The organism is Streptomyces sp. NPDC057616, from assembly GCF_042800575.1.
In the GTDB taxonomy this organism is placed as follows: Bacteria; Actinomycetota; Actinomycetes; order Streptomycetales; family Streptomycetaceae; genus Streptomyces.
This window is the reverse complement of sequence record NZ_JBHVGU010000006.1, coordinates 101,687-116,357: the sequence shown is the minus strand read 5'-3', so window position 1 is coordinate 116,357 and position 14,671 is coordinate 101,687. Positions and strand designations below refer to the sequence as shown.

The following is a 14,671-nucleotide window of genomic DNA, read 5'->3' as shown; positions in this document are numbered from 1 at the left end:
AAGTCCTCCAGACGGTACGGGCGGTGGATCAGATGATGCCGAACAGGATTCCTGCCCCGAGGATCACCAGTGATGTGAGCACGGCCCACTTCACGACGAACCGGGTGTGGTCGCCGAACTCGACCTTGGCCATGCCGACCAGGACGTACACGGCCGGGACCAGCGGGCTGGACATGTGCAGCGGCTGGGCGATGAGTGAGGCGCGGGCGATCTCCAGCGAGGAGACGCCGTGGGCCTGCCCGGCCTCGGCGAGGACGGGGAGGATGCCGAAGTAGAAGCCGTCGTTGGACATGAAGTAGGTCAGCGGGATGCTCAGGACACCCGTGACGAAGGCCATGTGCGGGCCCATCCCGTCCGGGATGTTGCCGACCAGCCACGTGGCCATGTGGTCGACCATGCCGGTGCCCTGGAGGACGCCGGTGAAGACGGCGGCGGCGAAGACCATGCCGGAGACGTTGAGGACGTTCTCGGCGTGCGCACCGATCCGGGCCTTCTGGTCGGGCATGTGCGGGAAGTTCACGGTCAGCGCGGTCGCGGCGGCGAGCAGAAACAGCACCGGGATCGGCAGCAGCTCCATGATCATGGCGGTCAGCAGGGCCACGGTGAGCAGCGCGTTGAACCAGTACAGCCGGGGGCGCAGGGTGGGCCGGTGCGGGTCCAGGCCCTGGAAGCCCTCGTCCTCGTCGCCAGGCTCCGCGTCGGTGCCCACGCCCGAACCGCCGGTGCGCGCCGGGGACTTGCCCGGGCCGGAGCCGCCGCCCGCGCCCACGAGCACCGTCTCGGTCTCCTTCTCCTCGACCAGGACCTCGTCCAGCGTCAGCACGCCGAGCCGCTTGCGCTCGCGGCGGCCGAGGACGTAGGAGAGCGCGAGGACGAACAGCAGGCCCGTGGCGAGCGCGGGGATCATCGGCACGAAGATGTCGCCGGCGTCGAGCTTGAGCGCGGTGGCGGCGCGGGCGGTCGGGCCGCCCCACGGCAGCGTGTTCATCACGCCGTTGGCCATGGCGGCCACACCGGTCATCACCACCAGGCTCATCTTCAGGCGCTTGTACAGCGGGTACATCGCCGAGACGGTGATCATGAAGGTGGTCGAGCCGTCGCCGTCGAGGGAGACGATCGCGGCGAGCAGGGCCGTGCCGACGACGATGCGCAGCGGGTCGGCCCTGCAGAACTTCAGGATGCCCCGCACGATCGGGTCGAAGAGGCCGACGTCGATCATCACACCGAAGTAGACGATCGCGAACATGAGCATCGCCGCGGTGGGGGCGAGGTCGGTGACGCCGTCGATGACGTAGTCGCCGAGCTTGGCGCCCTTGCCGACGAAGACGCAGAACAGCGCCGGGATCAGCACGAGCGCCGCGATCGGCGACATCTTCTTCAGCATGATCAGGACCAGGAAGGTCGCGATCATGGCAAAGCCGAGGAGGGTCAGCATGAGTGGATACCTAACGTTCGCCCTTGAACATCCCACCGGGCAGGCGGTGCGACGACGTTAGGTCCGTCCGAACGGCGTTAACAAGACGTTGACCTGCGAGCAATAAGCGCAAAACTCCAGGTCAGGGCTTTGCTCAGGTCAGCGTCGTGATCGATTCGGCCACCGCGGTGACCTCCACCGGCACTCCGTTGAGGACCGCGTTGCCCGAGAGGGGGTCGAGCAGGCTGCCGTCGAGGAGCTGGTTGACGTTGACGCCGGGATCGATCGCGGCGTGGCTCATCCGGGTGCCGGGGCGGTCGTGGCCCCAGCCGTGCGGCAGGCTCACCACGCCGGGCCGCACCCCGTCCGTGACCTCCGCGGGGGCGGTCACCTCTCCCCCGGCGCCCTTGACGCGGACGGCGGCCCCGTCCCGCACCCCGAGGCGCTCGGCGTCCTCGGGGTGGATGTGCAGGGTGCAGCGGTTGCTGCCGCCGGTGAGGGCCGGGACGTTGTGCATCCAGCTGTTGTTGGAGCGCAGATGGCGGCGGCCGACGAGGACCAGCTCGTCCGGGAGCCGGTCCAGCGCCTCGCGCAGCCGCGGCAGGTCGTCCGCGATCGGCCGCGGCAGCAGCTCGACCTTTCCGCTGCGGGTCTTCAGCGGCTGCGGGAGGCGGGAGGCCAGCGGGCCGAGGTCGATGCCGTGCGGGTGCGCGAGCAGCCGCTCCAGGCACAGCCCGTCGGGCCGTGCGCCGAAGCCGTCGCCGTAGGGGCCGAGGCGCAGCATCATGTCGAGCCGGCGCTCGGGGCCGCTCACTCCGGTGAGCGCGGCGGCGAGTTCCTGCGGGTCACGGCCGTGCACGGGCGAGTGGGGCTCCTTGACCGCCTTGCCGAGGGTCTGTCCGATCACCATGTCGTCGACGGCGGACGGGTCGGCGCCGTGCATGCCGGTGGCCGCCAGGATCAGCCGGGCGAGGATCTCGGTCTCGGCCTTGCGGCCGCTCTCCAGGGGGACGGCGGGGCGCGTGTAGCGGACCTGGTTGCGCACCGCGAGCGTGTTGAAGGCGAAGTCGTGGTGCGGGCTCTGGGAGGGCGGGGGCGGCGGCAGCACGACGTGCGCGTGGCGCGAGGTCTCGTTGAGATACGGGTCGACGCTGACCATGAAGTCCAGGGAGTCCAGGGCCTTGTCGAGCCGGTCACCGTCGGGCGCGGACAGCACGGGGTTGGCGGCGACGGAGATCAGCGCCCGGATCGGCTCGCCCTCGGCGGTGGCGGTGTCGATCTCCTCGGCGAGCGCGGAGAGCGGGAACTCCCCCTTCGCCTCGGGGTGCTTGCCGACCCGGGAGTGCCAGCGGCCGAGCGCGAAGCCGTGGCTGGGGCCGGCCGGTCGGGGCGTACGGTCGGTGGCCGCCTGCGGGAAGAGGGCGCCGCCGGGCCGGTCGAGGTTGCCGGTGAGGATGTTGAGGACGTCGACGAGCCAGCTGCCGAGGGTGCCGTACGGGACGGTGCAGCTGCCGATGCGGCCGTAGACGGCGGCGGTGGGGGCGGCGGCGAGTTCGCGGGCGAGCGCACGCGTCACCGCGGCCTCGACGTCGCAGGCGGCGGCGACGGCCTCGGGCGTGAACTCCCGGACGGCCGCGCGCAGTTCGTCGAGGTCCTGGACGTGCGGGGCCAGCTCGCCGAGGTCGGCGAGGCCCTCCTCGAACAGGACGTGCGCCATGGCCGCGAGCAGGAGTGCGTCGGTGCCCGGGCGGATCGCGATGTGCCGGTCGGCGAGCTTGGCGGTGCGGGTGCGGCGCGGGTCGATGACGGTCAGCGTGCCACCGCGCGCCTTGAGGGCCTTGAGCTTGCCGGGGAAGTCGGCGGCGGTGCACAGACTCCCGTTGGACTCCAGGGGGTTGGCACCGATGAGGAGCAGGTGGCCGGTGTGGTCGAGGTCCGGCACGGGGATCGCGTTGGCGTCGCCGAAGAGCAGTCCGCTGGAGACGTGCTTGGGCATCTGGTCGACCGTGGAGGCGGTGAAGACGCTGCGGGTGCCGAGGCCGGCGAGCAGCACCGGCGGATAGAGGGCGCCGGCCATGGTGTGCACGTTCGGGTTGCCGAGGACGACGCCCACGGCGTGCGGGCCGTGGCGCTCGACGACGGGGCGCAGGCCCGCGGCCACGGCGTCGAAGGCCTCGTCCCAGGTGGCCTCGCGCAGCTCGCCGTCCTTGCGTACGAGAGGGGTGCGCAGCCGGTCGGGGTCACCGTCGACGGCGCCGAAGGAGGCGCCCTTGGGGCAGATGAACCCCTTGCTGAAGACGTCCTCGCGATCACCGCGGGCGCCGGTGACCCGGGTCCCCTCGATGGTGAGGGTCAGCCCGCAGGTGGCCTCGCACAGGGGGCAGATACGCAGAGCGGTGCGGGACACGGGTCCTCCCGGTGGGCGATGACGGCGCCTGGGCACGGCCGAGCATACCGACCGGTTGGCATGCTGGGGAGGCCTCGCGGGGATGAGGTCGGAAATTCGCGGGCCGTTCGCCGGGGGCTCGCGCGGGTGCCACGGCCCCGGCACCCGGGGCCGGGCTCAGTCCAGCACCCGCGCCAGATACGCCTGGAGCAGCCCGCGCGCCTCCTCGATTATCTTCGCGTCGCCGTCCGGGGCCATCCGGAAGGCCAGGTGGACGAGGGTGTCGGCGGTCTCCACCGCGATCAGGAAGGTGCGGCGCAGATCCTCGTCCGGCTCCCGGTCGAGGTAGCCGGAGAGCAGCTCGGTGAGGCGGTCGGCGACGCGGTGGTTGGGCTCGGCGCTGCGGGCGCCGACCGGGATCTGGTTGCCGAAGTCGACGAGGGAGAAGCCGGGCGCGGTGCGCTTCATGGCCAGGTACTCGTCGAGCACGGCGTCCATCGCCGAGCGCCAGCCTCCGTCGCCGGTCTGCTTCAGCCGCTCGGTGACCTGCTCGCTGAACCGCTCGAGGTTGCGCTGGGCGAGGGCGTCGACCATCTGCCGCTTGTTGCCGAAGAAGCGGTAGACCGAGCCGATGGGGACTTCCGCGCGCAGGGCGACGGCCCGGGTGCTCAGGGCCTCGTAGCCGACCTCGTCGAGAAGTTCGGCGCAGGCGTCGAGGATCCGGGTCAGTCGTTCGGCACTGCGCCGCTGCACGGGCGCACGGCGGAGCGATGTCGCGTGGGGCACGTGCTTCATGATGCCTTTCCGGCGCGCTCCGGAGAACCTCGCCCCCCGGTCCGCGCATGACGGTCGGTCGCGCTCAGTGCGGTCGGGTCCGAAGAGTCCCCCGGCCGGCCCGCCGCCTCCGACGACGTGATGTCGGCCGTGCTCTCGATCGGCCGGCCCTTCACGGCCCATACGGTGCCGTCGTCGGCGTAGAGCCGCGCGGTGACGTGGTGCGTGCCGCGCGGGACGAGCCGGGCGGGCAGGCGGCAGTTCAGGCCGCGGAGCCGGCTGACGAGCCGGTCGTCGACGAAGACGTAGGCCACGCCGCGGCCCGCCGTCGCCCGCGCCTTCGTACCGCCCGGCGAGAAGCGGAAGTTGCGGACGGTCAGGTGCACGTCCCAGGTGTCGCCGGTGTCCGGCTGCACCTGGATCCCGACCTCGGGCGCGCCCTTCTTCTGCACTTCACGGTAGTGCCGCCCCTCCTTGTCCGTGTCGTCCAGGACCTTGCCCACCGGCGAGGTCGACGCGCCGTTCTTCCCCTCGTGGGCAGCACTGGAACCGCAGCCCGCGGATCCGGTCAGCAGCAGGACACAGACCGCGAGCGCGGCGCACGGACCACGCGTCCACGACATGCCCCGGAGACTAGAACACCGGTCCGACAGCCGGATCCCCCTGGAGTCGGGTTCCGGCTCCCCCTTGACGACGAGGGCGGCCGGGATGCCTGGTGGGGCGGCTGGGGACCCTCTTGCGCCGGCCGGAGCGCAATCCTACGGTGTTCCATAGGAATCAGACCGCATCAGTCCGCAAGGGAGCGATGATGAGCGGGGAAGCGCGCAAGAGGGCCGAGGGGCTGACCTACCTCTCCGGCTTCGGCAACGAGCACAGTTCCGAGGCCGTGCCCGGTGCCCTGCCGGACGGCCGCAACTCACCCCAGCGCGCGCCGCTCGGGCTGTACGCGGAACAGCTCAGCGGATCGGCGTTCACCGAGCCGCGGGCCGGCAACCGCCGCTCCTGGCTGTACCGCATCCGCCCGTCGGCCGCGCACCCGGCGTTCACCCACACCCACAACGGCTGGGTCCGCTCGGCGCCCTTCACGGAGTCCGTCCCCGACCCCAATCGGCTGCGCTGGGACCCCCTGCCCGACCCGGCCGACGGCACCGACTTCCTGGCCGGCCTGTGGACCCTGGGCGGCAACGGCGACGCCACGCAGCGCACCGGCATGGCGGTGCACCTCTACCACGCCAACTCCTCGATGGACCGCGTCTTCAGCGACGCGGACGGCGAACTGCTGATCGTCCCGGAGCAGGGCGGCCTGCTGCTGCACACCGAGTTCGGCCTGCTGCACGTGGAGCCCGGACATGTGGCGCTCGTTCCGCGCGGGGTGCGCTTCCGGGTGGAGCTCCTGGACACCGCGCCCGACGGCGGGCAGACCCCGACCGCCCGCGGCTACGTCTGCGAGAACTACGGCGCCCCCTTCCGCCTACCCGACCTCGGCCCGATCGGCGCCAACGGACTGGCCAACGCCCGGGACTTCAAGGCCCCGGTCGCCGCGTACGAGGACGTCGAGGGGCCGGTGGAGGTGGTCAACAAGTTCTGCGGCAACCTCTGGAAGGCGACGTACGAGCACTCGCCGCTCGACGTGGTCGCCTGGCACGGCAACCACGTCCCCTACGTCTACGACCTGCGCCGCTTCAACGTCATCGGCAGCATCTCCTACGACCACCCCGACCCGTCGATCTTCACGGTGCTGACGTCCCCGTCGGACACCCCGGGCCTGGCCGGCGTCGACTTCGTGGTCTTCGCGCCGCGCTGGCTGGTGGGCGAGGACACCTTCCGGCCGCCGTACTTCCACCGGAACGTGATGAGCGAGTACATGGGCCTGATCGAGGGCGCCTACGACGCGAAGACGGCCGGGAAGGGGGGATTCGTGCCCGGCGGCGGCTCGCTGCACAACATGATGTCGGCGCACGGACCGGACCGGGAGACGTTCGACCGGGCCAGCGCGGCCGAGCTGAAGCCGCAGAAGGTGGACGACGGGCTGGCGTTCATGTTCGAGACCCGCTGGCCGGTCACGCTCACCGCGCACGCGGCGGACGCGGACCACCTCCAGCCGCACTACGACGACGTGTGGCGGGGCCTCGAACGGCACTTCCGCGCGCACTGACCGACGCCGGCCGCAGGGTCGCCGTCAGACCCCGCCGCCCACTCGGTTGCACTGAAGATCCCCGACCGGTACGGATGACCCGTGACCTCCTTCGCCCCGGACTCGATCGTCCTGAACCGCAAGCTGCCGCTCTGGTACCAGGTGTCGCAGTCCCTGCGCGCCTCGATACTCGGCCGCTCGCCGCAGGACCCCCTCCGCCTGCCCACCGAGGAGCAGTTGGCGGAGCATTACGGAGTGAGCGTGCTGACCATGCGGCAGGCGCTGAAGGAGCTGGAGGAGGAGGGGCTGATCACCCGGCACCGGCGCCGGGGCACCTTCATCGAGCCCGACGCCCGCAGGGGCGCCCCGGTCCGGCTGCTCGGCTCGGTGGACGCGATCGTGGCCCAGCAGTCCGGCATGACGACCGAACTGCTGGACCACGGCCACGTGCCCGTGCCCCCCGAACTCGCCGATCTCTTCCCGGAGACCGGGGAGGTGGCCGCCTACCACCGCCTGCGCAGCGACGAGAAGACGGGTGAGCCGACCAACCACGCGCTCAACCACGTGCGGCCGGACGTGGCCGCCCGGATCGACCCGGCCGACCTGCTGCGCTGGCCGATGACCAAGGTGCTGCGCGACATCGTGCGGGCGGACATCAGCCGGATCACGGACACCGTCCAGGCCCGGCTGGCCGACCCGGAGACGGCGCGGCTGCTGCAAGTCCCGCTGCTCAGCCCGATCCTGCACTACACGGGCGTGACGTACGACGCGGACGGGCGGGTGCTGGACGTCGCGGTGATCCACTACCGGGGCGACCGCTTCTCCTTCTCGGTGACGCTGGACGCCACCTGAACCCGCTGTCCCCGACCCGCCGCAGGCGACAGGCCGTACGATGCCCAGCGTGACGCACGACGACGCTCCGCCGCTGGCGGACCTCATGCCGTGGTCCGTCGCACCGCCGCGGCTCGGCCGGAGGTGGCCGACGGGCCCCGATGCGGCATCCCTGAAAGCCCGCTGGGACGCCCTGATGAAGGCCGACGGCACGGACCGGGAGGCCCTGTTCGAGCCCACCCGCTCACGCACCCTGCACTCCGCGGTCGGCCAGCTGCCCGGCCGGCCGAGCGGCACGGAGAAGCTGGTGCGTGCCACGGGCCCCGCCCCGGAGCCGGTGCGCGTGCTGCACGCCCCCTTCGACGAGCAGTGGCTGCTGCCCGACCACCGCCTGATCGACAGCGCCCGACCGGAGCTGTGGCGGGTGGCGGACGAGCACCAGGTCTTCGTGGTGGAGAGCCCCTCCGGGACGGGCGGCCCGCAGCTGCTGGCCACGTCCTGCGTCCCGCTCCTGCGCCCCGGCCGCATCCGCCCGCTCTACCGCCGCCCCGGCGGTCTGGAGCCCAACCTGGCGCCCGGCCTGCTCGACCACCTGGCCGGCCGCCTCGGCCACTCCCCCGCGCCGCCGGACGTCCTCGCCTGGATCATGGCGACGGCCCGCCCCGACCTGACGGTCCCGCTCACCGAGGACGCGGAACTCTTCGCGCGCGGAGTGGAGTTGGGCCGCCGTGTGCTGTGGCTGATGCGCCGCGACGGCGACCGCCCCAAGCTGCCCGGCGGCCGCCGCCCCTACGTCCGCGCCCCGCTGCCGCCGCGCCCGCTCGTCGTCGACTACGACCGCGACGAGGAGACCCTGCTGCTCGACGAGGGCCGCATCTCCCCGGTGCCGCCCGAGGCCTGGGACTTCGAGACGGCCGGCGTCCGGGTCCTGGAGGAGTGGTTCACCGCGCGGACCGCCGAGCCCGAGCCGGGCACGCTGGCCGCGATCCGTCCGGCCACCTGGCCGCAGAGCTGGACCTCGGAGCTGCTGGAACTGATCACGGTCCTCGCCCTGCTCGCCGAACTGCGGCCGCAGCAGGAGGAGTTGACGGTGACGTCACCCGTCACGGCGTCCGAGCTGCACAAGGCGGGGGTCCTGCCACCGTCGGCGGCGGCCCGCAGGCCCGCCTCGGTCCTCGATCACCACGAGGAGGGCCCGGAGGGCCAGTTCGCGCTGTTGTGACCACGGGGCGGGGAGATCCGCGGCGAGAGGTGGAGGTGAACACGCCTCCCTCTGAGGGGAGTTGAGGGCCGCCGGAGCCGGGTGGGCGGCCGGTCACGGACGGCGCGCGGACCCGCGCCAGATGTCGCACCTGGGATGTCGCTGCAGTGCCGGGGATGACGGAGACGAGTGCGCAGCGATACGCCGGGACGGTGCGCCCACCCGGGGACGGGTCCGCGAGGAGTGCCGGTGCGGCTCAGCGCCCGCCGAACAGCGAACGGCGCAGCCGGCGCAGCGGCGCGAAGAGCAGGACGCGGCTGATCCGCGTGCCCCTGGCGCTGCGCTCCTGCGGGGTGTCGCGCGCGGTGAGCTCACGCATCAGCGAGGTGGCCTCGGCCACCTTCTGCTGCGGCACGGCGGGACCCGACAGCACCGAGAGATGCCGGTCGAGGCGCGAGCTGGTCGCGCTGCTCCCGCACGTGATCGCAGGGACCCTCGCCCTGCTGCGCACTGTTATCTGTTCCATGTCACTCCCCACCCGTACGAGTCCACCCGGCCCGGGCAGAGTAACCCTATCGCTCCCTCGGGGCACTCGTGTATCGCGGTCACAGGATTCACCTTCCCCGTAAGGAGGTTGACGACTCCACGTTCGTCACTCTCCGAATCCGACCGATTTCAGGGCGAGTTGGACAACCGGCTGGCTGGTGGGCTGCGGCGACCCGCCGCCGGGCTCCACGGTCACAGCGAGTGACGTGGCCGCCTTGTCGAGACCGGTCGCGACCAAGGGCGTGTCGCCGCCCTGGAACAGCCCGAGGGAGCGTGGTTGCGCACCGGGGCGCATGAGCCAGAGCTGGTGCACGCGTCCGCCGGGCGGAGTGCCGTATCCGCTGAGGGTGACGACCGCCCGTCCCTCGGAGGCGGAGGCGACCACCGCGAGGGCGCGGCCCTGCTTGTCCTGTCCGGCGGTCGCGCGCGCGTCGGGAGCTGCGAGAACGTGGGCGATCTCACGTGACTGGGCCTTCGCGGCGTCCAGCTGGTCCTGCGTCCGGCCCGCCTGCACGGCGAAGAGCGAGGCGACCACGAGGGCCGCGGCGGCGGTCGCCGTGGCGAAGGGCACGAAGAGCGGGCGGCGCTCACGGGGCGCACGGGAGCGCGCCGGCGGCGGCTGCGTGCCCCAGACGTGCGGCGGCAACTGAGGTGTGTGCTCGTGCGCCGGCTCCTGCGGCGTCGCGCGGACCGCGGCCAGCACCCGGTCGCGCATCGCGGCCGGCGCCGGGGCGGCCGTCGACCAGGCGAGGCGGACGGCGTCCTCGGACAGGGCCCGCACCTCGGCCTCGCAGATCTCGCACGAGGCGAGGTGCTTCTCGAACCGGAGCCGCTCGGCCGGCGCCAGGGCGTCGAGCGCGTAGGGGGCCGCGAGCGAGTGCGGATCCTCGCTGCCCAGCAGTTTCTTGAGCAGGCTCATGCGACACCTCCCAGGCACTTGCGCAGCTGGGTGAGTCCGTCGCGCATGCGGGTCTTGACCGTGCCCAGCGGCAGCGACAGCCGCTCCGCCACCTCACGGTACGTGTAGCCGTCGTAGTAGGCGAGGGTGACGGACTGGCGCTGGAGATCGGTGAGCCGGTCCAGGCAGCGGCGTACCCATTCGCGTTCGAGGCCCGCCTCGACCTCCTCGGTGACCTGGTCGAAGGCCGGGTGGTGGGCCCGGCGCGCCTCGCGCTGCTCGCGCTCGCCGGCCGCGCGGGCGCTGCGTACCCGGTCGACGGCCCGGCGGTGGGCGAGGGTGAGGATCCAGGACAGGGCGCTGCCGCGGGCGGGGTCGAAGCGGGCGGCGGACCGCCAGAGTTCGAGCAGGACCTCCTGGGCCACCTCCTCCGACTGCGCGGAGTCGCGCACGACCCGGCGCACCAGTCCGAACACCGGCCCGGACACCAGTCCGTACAGCTCCTCGAATGCTTTCTGGTCGCCGCCCGCCACCAGCAGCAGAAGCTCGTCCGCCTCCACTCGGTTCCCCTCTCCCCGGCCGCAAGGGCCCCGTCCCGTCACACCAGGCATTCGCAACGAACGCACCTCCGGATGGGGTTACGGATGGGCGGGCCGAAAACGCCAGTCGCCGCGCGATGAAACAAGATTCGCGCAGCGCCGTAAAGACCTTCGGGATTCGACCAATCCACCCTGCCGACCGCTCCGAATCAGCGTGCGTCAGGCAAGTTGGGACTGAGGACGGACGGCATGACACCTATCTCCAGGAGCGGTGCGGGACGCAGGAGCATCGCGACCCTGATAGCCGGCGCGCTGGCCGCCGGGGGGCTCGCGGCCGCCGGCGTGGCCACGCTGGAACCGGGGGCGGCCTCCGCCTCCAGCCACCGGGAGGCCCCGCTGATCTCGGGGCAGCCGCAGTACGACAACACCGACGTGTACGCGTTCGTGAGCCCGGACAAGCCGGACACGACGACGATCATCGCCAACTGGATCCCGTTCGAGGACCCGGCGGGCGGCCCGAACTTCTACACTTTCGCGGACGACGCTCAGTACGACATCCACATCGACAACAACGGTGACGCGCAGGGGGAGTTGCTGCTGCGCTACACCTTCAAGACGCACACGAAGAACAAGAAGACGTTCCTGTACAACACGGGCGCGGTCACCAGCCTGGACGACCCGGACCTGAACGTCACGCAGTCCTACGACATCGACCTGATCAAGCTGCACAACCAGAAGGTCGTCTCGAAGACGAAGCTCGCGGACAACGTGGCCGTGGCTCCTTCGAACGTCGGCAAGGCGTCGATGCCCGACTACAACACCCTGCGCAAGCAGGCGGTCTACAAGCTTCCGAACGGCGCCCAGACCTTCGCCGGTCAGGCCGACGACCCGTTCTTCCTCGACCTGCGCGTCTTCGACCTGCTCTACGGCGGCAACCTGTCCGAGGTCGGGCGGGACACCCTCAAGGGCTACAACGTCAACTCCATCGCCCTGCAGGTCCCGACCGACATGATCACGGAGTCGAAGGACCAGCCGGTCGTCGGCATCTGGTCGACGACCCAGCGCAGGAACGCCCAGGGCTACTACGAGCAGGTCTCGCGCCTGGGCAACCCGCTGGTCAACGAGGTCGTCAACCCGCTGAAGGACAAGGACAAGTTCAACGCGTCCTCGCCGTGGAACGACGGCCAGTTCCTGAAGAACGTGACCAACCCGGAGCTGCCGAAGCTCATCGAGTCGATCTACAAGATCAAGGCGCCGGCCGAGCCGCGCAACGACCTGGTCGACGTGTTCCTCAAGGGTGTGAAGGGGCTCAACCAGCCGCCGAAGGTGCGTCCGGCGGAGGAGCTGCGACTGAACACCTCGATCAAGCCCGCCGCCAGCCCGAAGCGGCTGGGTGTGCTCGACGGTGACAACGCCGGCTTCCCGAACGGCCGCCGTCTCACCGACGACGTGGTCGACGAGGCGCTGCAGGTCGTCGAGGGCGAACTGGTCGGTTCCAAGAATGACTTGGGCGACGCGGTCGACAAGAACGACAAGGGCTTCGGCCACTCCTTCCCGTACCTGGCCAACCCGACGGCAGGCTCGCGCGGTGCCACGGCCAAGGGCGTCAGCAGCGGCAACGACGTCCGCAACCAGCTGGGCGACGCGCTCCAGCCGGCCGGTTCCTCAGGCGGCATGAGCAACTCCGGCCTGATCGCCGCCTCCGCGGGCGCCGGCGCGGCCGGGATCGCCCTGATCGGTGCCGGCCTGATGTGGTGGCGCCGGATGCGGAGCCGGGCCTACTAGGCCCGCCACGGGCCGGGCGTCGTTCCTGAACAGCGCCGCCCGGCCCGCCCACCGACTGGCGCGGCCCGTCCGTACCCATCCCCCACGGCCGGGCCGCGCCGCACAACTTCCCAGGGCAGCACGTCGATTGAGGAGAGGGCATGGCCCCGCGCACGAACGGCACCGACCCGGAGAGGGAGCCCGGCACCCCGCCACTCCCCCCACCGGCACCCGAGCCCTCCCCGACAGCGGCCACGGCGCACACTCCGGTCCCCGGACCGAGGACGTCCGACATCCCGGAGGGCAGCACCGCGCAGGCCGCGGAGCCCACCGGTGAACGGGACACGGTGCCCAGCGGTGAAGGGGCGCCGACCGGTGCAGGAGAGCCGACCTGTGCAGGCGAAAGCGCCGGCGACCCCGCGGAACCCCACGCGGCGGACGCGGAGGGTGCGACGGACGCCGGGGGGCCGGCGCGGGAGAAGCCGTCCCGCCTCGGCGGCCTCGCGGACGCGGAGTGCGAAACCGTCGGCGCCCCCGCCGAGTTCGAAAGCCCGGGCGACCCCGCGGAGCCCGGAAACCCCGGCGCCCCCGCAGCGTCCGAGAACCGTGCCGCCCGCGGTAGGGATACCGCCCCCGATCCCCGCGTCGTCGCCGTGCGTCGGGTCGGGGAGGCCGGGCGGCGGCTGAGGGCGCTGCAGGTCGGGGGGACCGTCGTGCTGCTGGCCGTCGCGCTGACCTTCGGGTCCGTCGCGGTCGGGGCGCTGCGGGACCGCGGGGCCGCGACCGCCGCGGCCGCGCCAAGTGCCGCCTCCCCGGCACTGCTCACCGGCGGCGGCCTCGACGCGAGCATCGCCGCGCTGCAGGCCCAGCTCAAGGCGCAGCCGAAGGACTTCGGGAGCTGGGCCACGCTCGGTCTGGCCTACGTCGAGCAGGCCCGCACCAAGGGCGACCCCTCGCGCTACCCGCAGGCCGCGAAGGCCCTGAAGCGCTCGCTCGACCTGAGGCCCGGCAATGAGCAGGCCGTCACCGGCCAGGCCGCCCTCGCCGCGGCCCGGCACGACTTCACGCACGCCCTGAGGTACGCGGACAGCGTGCTCAAGGAGAACCCCTACAGCGAACGCGCCCTGTCCTCCCGTATCGACGCCCTCGTCGAACTCGGCCGCTACGCCGAGGCGTCGAAGGCCGCCGACACCGCCGACTCCCGCCGCCCGGGCGTCCCGGTCTTCACGCGGTACGCGTACGTGCACGAGCTGCGCGGGGACGTGAGGACGGCACGGCAGGTCCTGCGGCAGGCGCTCGCCACCTCCACCGCCCGCGGCGACATCTCCTACGTCGCCGCCCAGCTCGGCCAACTCGCCTGGAACCAGGGCGACTACAAGAGCGCGCTCACCTACTACGCCCGCGCGCTCGCCGCCGACGAGAACTACCTCCCCGCGCTGGAGGGCCGCGCCCGCGCCCAGTACGCGAGCGGCGACCACGCCGCCGCGATCAAGGGCATGGAGCAGGTCGTCGCCCGCTACCCGCTGCCGCAGCCGCTGGTGGAGCTCGGCGAGATGTACGAGGACCGGGGCGCGAAGGGCGACGACGCGAAGGCCCGCGACCAGTACGCCCTGGTCGACGCCTGGATCGCCCTCGCCCGCTCCTACGGCGTCAACGCCGACCTCGACACCGCGCTCGCCGCCGCCGACCACGGCAGCAGGACGGCCGCGCTGCGCGCCGCCCGCGCCGAGTGGGCCCGCCGGCACACCGTGCACACGGCGGACGCCCTGGCCTGGGCGCTGCATGTCAACGGCAAGGACCCGGAAGCCCTCCCGTACGCCCGGCAGGCGACGGCCACCGGGTACCGCAACGCCGCGTTCCTCTACCACCGCGGCATGATCGAACGCGCCACCGGCCACGCGAAGGACGCCCGCGCCTCCCTCACGGCGGCGCTCCGGCTCAACCCCGGCTTCTCGCCACCGGGTGCCCGCGAGGCCCGTAAGGCCATGAAGGACCTGGAGGCCGCGCGGTGACCCCTCGTCGGCTGCTCGCCTCCACCGGGGCCGTCCTCACGGCGGCCTGGGGGGGGGGGGGGGTTGTTTTCCCCCCCCCCCCCCCCCCCCCCCCCCCCCACCCCCCCCCCCCCCCCCCCCCCCCCCCCCCCACCACCCCCCCCCCCCCCCCCCCCCCCCCCCCCCCCCAAAC

The 14,671-nt window shown here is 72.4% G+C and carries 12 protein-coding genes; 5 read left to right on the top strand and 7 right to left on the bottom strand.

Annotated features, from left to right (window positions below; translation table 11 throughout):
- Positions 1–28: 28 nt before the first annotated feature.
- The 4 genes from ACFU97_RS09225 to ACFU97_RS09210 all read right to left on the bottom strand — a co-directional run bounded on the left by ACFU97_RS09225 (position 29) and on the right by ACFU97_RS09210 (position 5,197).
- Positions 29–1,435 carry a CitMHS family transporter gene (locus tag ACFU97_RS09225; protein ID WP_384253011.1) on the bottom strand — a complete coding sequence of 469 codons (1,407 nt, stop codon included), beginning with the start codon at positions 1,433–1,435 and terminating at the stop codon, positions 29–31.
- A 133-nt stretch (positions 1,436–1,568) separates the two neighbouring features.
- Positions 1,569–3,821 (bottom strand): molybdopterin oxidoreductase family protein, encoded by a 2,253-nt coding sequence (locus tag ACFU97_RS09220; protein ID WP_384253008.1) that lies wholly within the window; start codon positions 3,819–3,821, stop codon positions 1,569–1,571.
- A 156-nt stretch (positions 3,822–3,977) separates the two neighbouring features.
- On the bottom strand, positions 3,978–4,595 hold the full coding sequence (locus tag ACFU97_RS09215) for a TetR family transcriptional regulator (protein WP_384253005.1): 618 nt from the start codon (positions 4,593–4,595) through the stop codon (positions 3,978–3,980).
- Positions 4,592–5,197 carry a hypothetical protein gene (locus ACFU97_RS09210; RefSeq protein WP_384253002.1) on the bottom strand — a complete coding sequence of 202 codons (606 nt, stop codon included), beginning with the start codon at positions 5,195–5,197 and terminating at the stop codon, positions 4,592–4,594. The genes ACFU97_RS09215 and ACFU97_RS09210 overlap by 4 nt, the downstream gene beginning before the upstream one ends.
- A gap of 185 nt (positions 5,198–5,382) precedes the next feature.
- Here ACFU97_RS09210 and hmgA point away from each other — a divergent pair, with 185 nt between their 5' ends.
- From hmgA to ACFU97_RS09195, 3 genes are all read left to right on the top strand, one after another.
- Positions 5,383–6,729 (top strand): homogentisate 1,2-dioxygenase, encoded by a 1,347-nt coding sequence (hmgA, locus tag ACFU97_RS09205; protein ID WP_384253000.1) that lies wholly within the window; start codon positions 5,383–5,385, stop codon positions 6,727–6,729.
- A gap of 81 nt (positions 6,730–6,810) precedes the next feature.
- Complete coding sequence (locus tag ACFU97_RS09200) at positions 6,811–7,560, top strand: GntR family transcriptional regulator (RefSeq protein WP_384252998.1); 750 nt, start codon at positions 6,811–6,813, stop codon at positions 7,558–7,560.
- 40 nt (positions 7,561–7,600) lie between these two features.
- A complete protein-coding gene (locus ACFU97_RS09195; RefSeq protein WP_384252996.1) occupies positions 7,601–8,761 on the top strand; it encodes a type ISP restriction/modification enzyme in 1,161 nt (386 codons plus the stop codon).
- 235 nt (positions 8,762–8,996) lie between these two features.
- Here the strand turns inward: ACFU97_RS09195 and ACFU97_RS09190 are convergent, their stop codons facing one another.
- From ACFU97_RS09190 to ACFU97_RS09180, 3 genes are all read right to left on the bottom strand, one after another.
- A complete protein-coding gene (locus ACFU97_RS09190) occupies positions 8,997–9,266 on the bottom strand; it encodes a hypothetical protein (RefSeq protein ID WP_384252993.1) in 270 nt (89 codons plus the stop codon).
- Between the two features lie 126 nt (positions 9,267–9,392).
- Complete coding sequence (locus tag ACFU97_RS09185) at positions 9,393–10,205, bottom strand: anti-sigma factor domain-containing protein (RefSeq protein ID WP_384252991.1); 813 nt, start codon at positions 10,203–10,205, stop codon at positions 9,393–9,395.
- Positions 10,202–10,744 carry a sigma-70 family RNA polymerase sigma factor gene (locus ACFU97_RS09180; protein ID WP_384252989.1) on the bottom strand — a complete coding sequence of 181 codons (543 nt, stop codon included), beginning with the start codon at positions 10,742–10,744 and terminating at the stop codon, positions 10,202–10,204. The genes ACFU97_RS09185 and ACFU97_RS09180 overlap by 4 nt, the downstream gene beginning before the upstream one ends.
- Positions 10,745–10,972: 228 nt before the next feature.
- Between ACFU97_RS09180 and ACFU97_RS09175 the strand changes: the two genes are divergently transcribed.
- Both ACFU97_RS09175 and ACFU97_RS09170 read left to right on the top strand, forming a co-directional pair.
- Entirely contained in the window at positions 10,973–12,508 is a 1,536-nt protein-coding gene (locus ACFU97_RS09175; protein ID WP_384252987.1) for a DUF4331 domain-containing protein, read from the top strand.
- Positions 12,509–12,648: 140 nt separating this feature from the next.
- Positions 12,649–14,499, top strand: coding sequence for a tetratricopeptide repeat protein (locus ACFU97_RS09170; RefSeq protein ID WP_384252984.1), 1,851 nt, complete (start codon positions 12,649–12,651; stop codon positions 14,497–14,499).
- Positions 14,500–14,671 lie beyond the last annotated feature (172 nt).

Excerpts from the sequence above, each read along its gene's own strand:
- ACFU97_RS09225 (WP_384253011.1), bottom strand. The coding sequence starts at position 1,435 with ATGCTGACCCTCCTCGGCTTTGCCATGATCGCGACCTTCCTGGTCCTG.
- ACFU97_RS09215 (WP_384253005.1), bottom strand. The coding sequence starts at position 4,595 with ATGAAGCACGTGCCCCACGCGACATCGCTCCGCCGTGCGCCCGTGCAG.
- ACFU97_RS09210 (WP_384253002.1), bottom strand. The coding sequence starts at position 5,197 with ATGTCGTGGACGCGTGGTCCGTGCGCCGCGCTCGCGGTCTGTGTCCTG.
- hmgA (WP_384253000.1), top strand. The coding sequence starts at position 5,383 with ATGAGCGGGGAAGCGCGCAAGAGGGCCGAGGGGCTGACCTACCTCTCC.
- ACFU97_RS09195 (WP_384252996.1), top strand. The coding sequence starts at position 7,601 with ATGCCCAGCGTGACGCACGACGACGCTCCGCCGCTGGCGGACCTCATG.
- ACFU97_RS09190 (WP_384252993.1), bottom strand. The coding sequence starts at position 9,266 with ATGGAACAGATAACAGTGCGCAGCAGGGCGAGGGTCCCTGCGATCACG.
- ACFU97_RS09185 (WP_384252991.1), bottom strand. The coding sequence starts at position 10,205 with ATGAGCCTGCTCAAGAAACTGCTGGGCAGCGAGGATCCGCACTCGCTC.
- ACFU97_RS09175 (WP_384252987.1), top strand. The coding sequence starts at position 10,973 with ATGACACCTATCTCCAGGAGCGGTGCGGGACGCAGGAGCATCGCGACC.
- ACFU97_RS09170 (WP_384252984.1), top strand. The coding sequence starts at position 12,649 with ATGGCCCCGCGCACGAACGGCACCGACCCGGAGAGGGAGCCCGGCACC.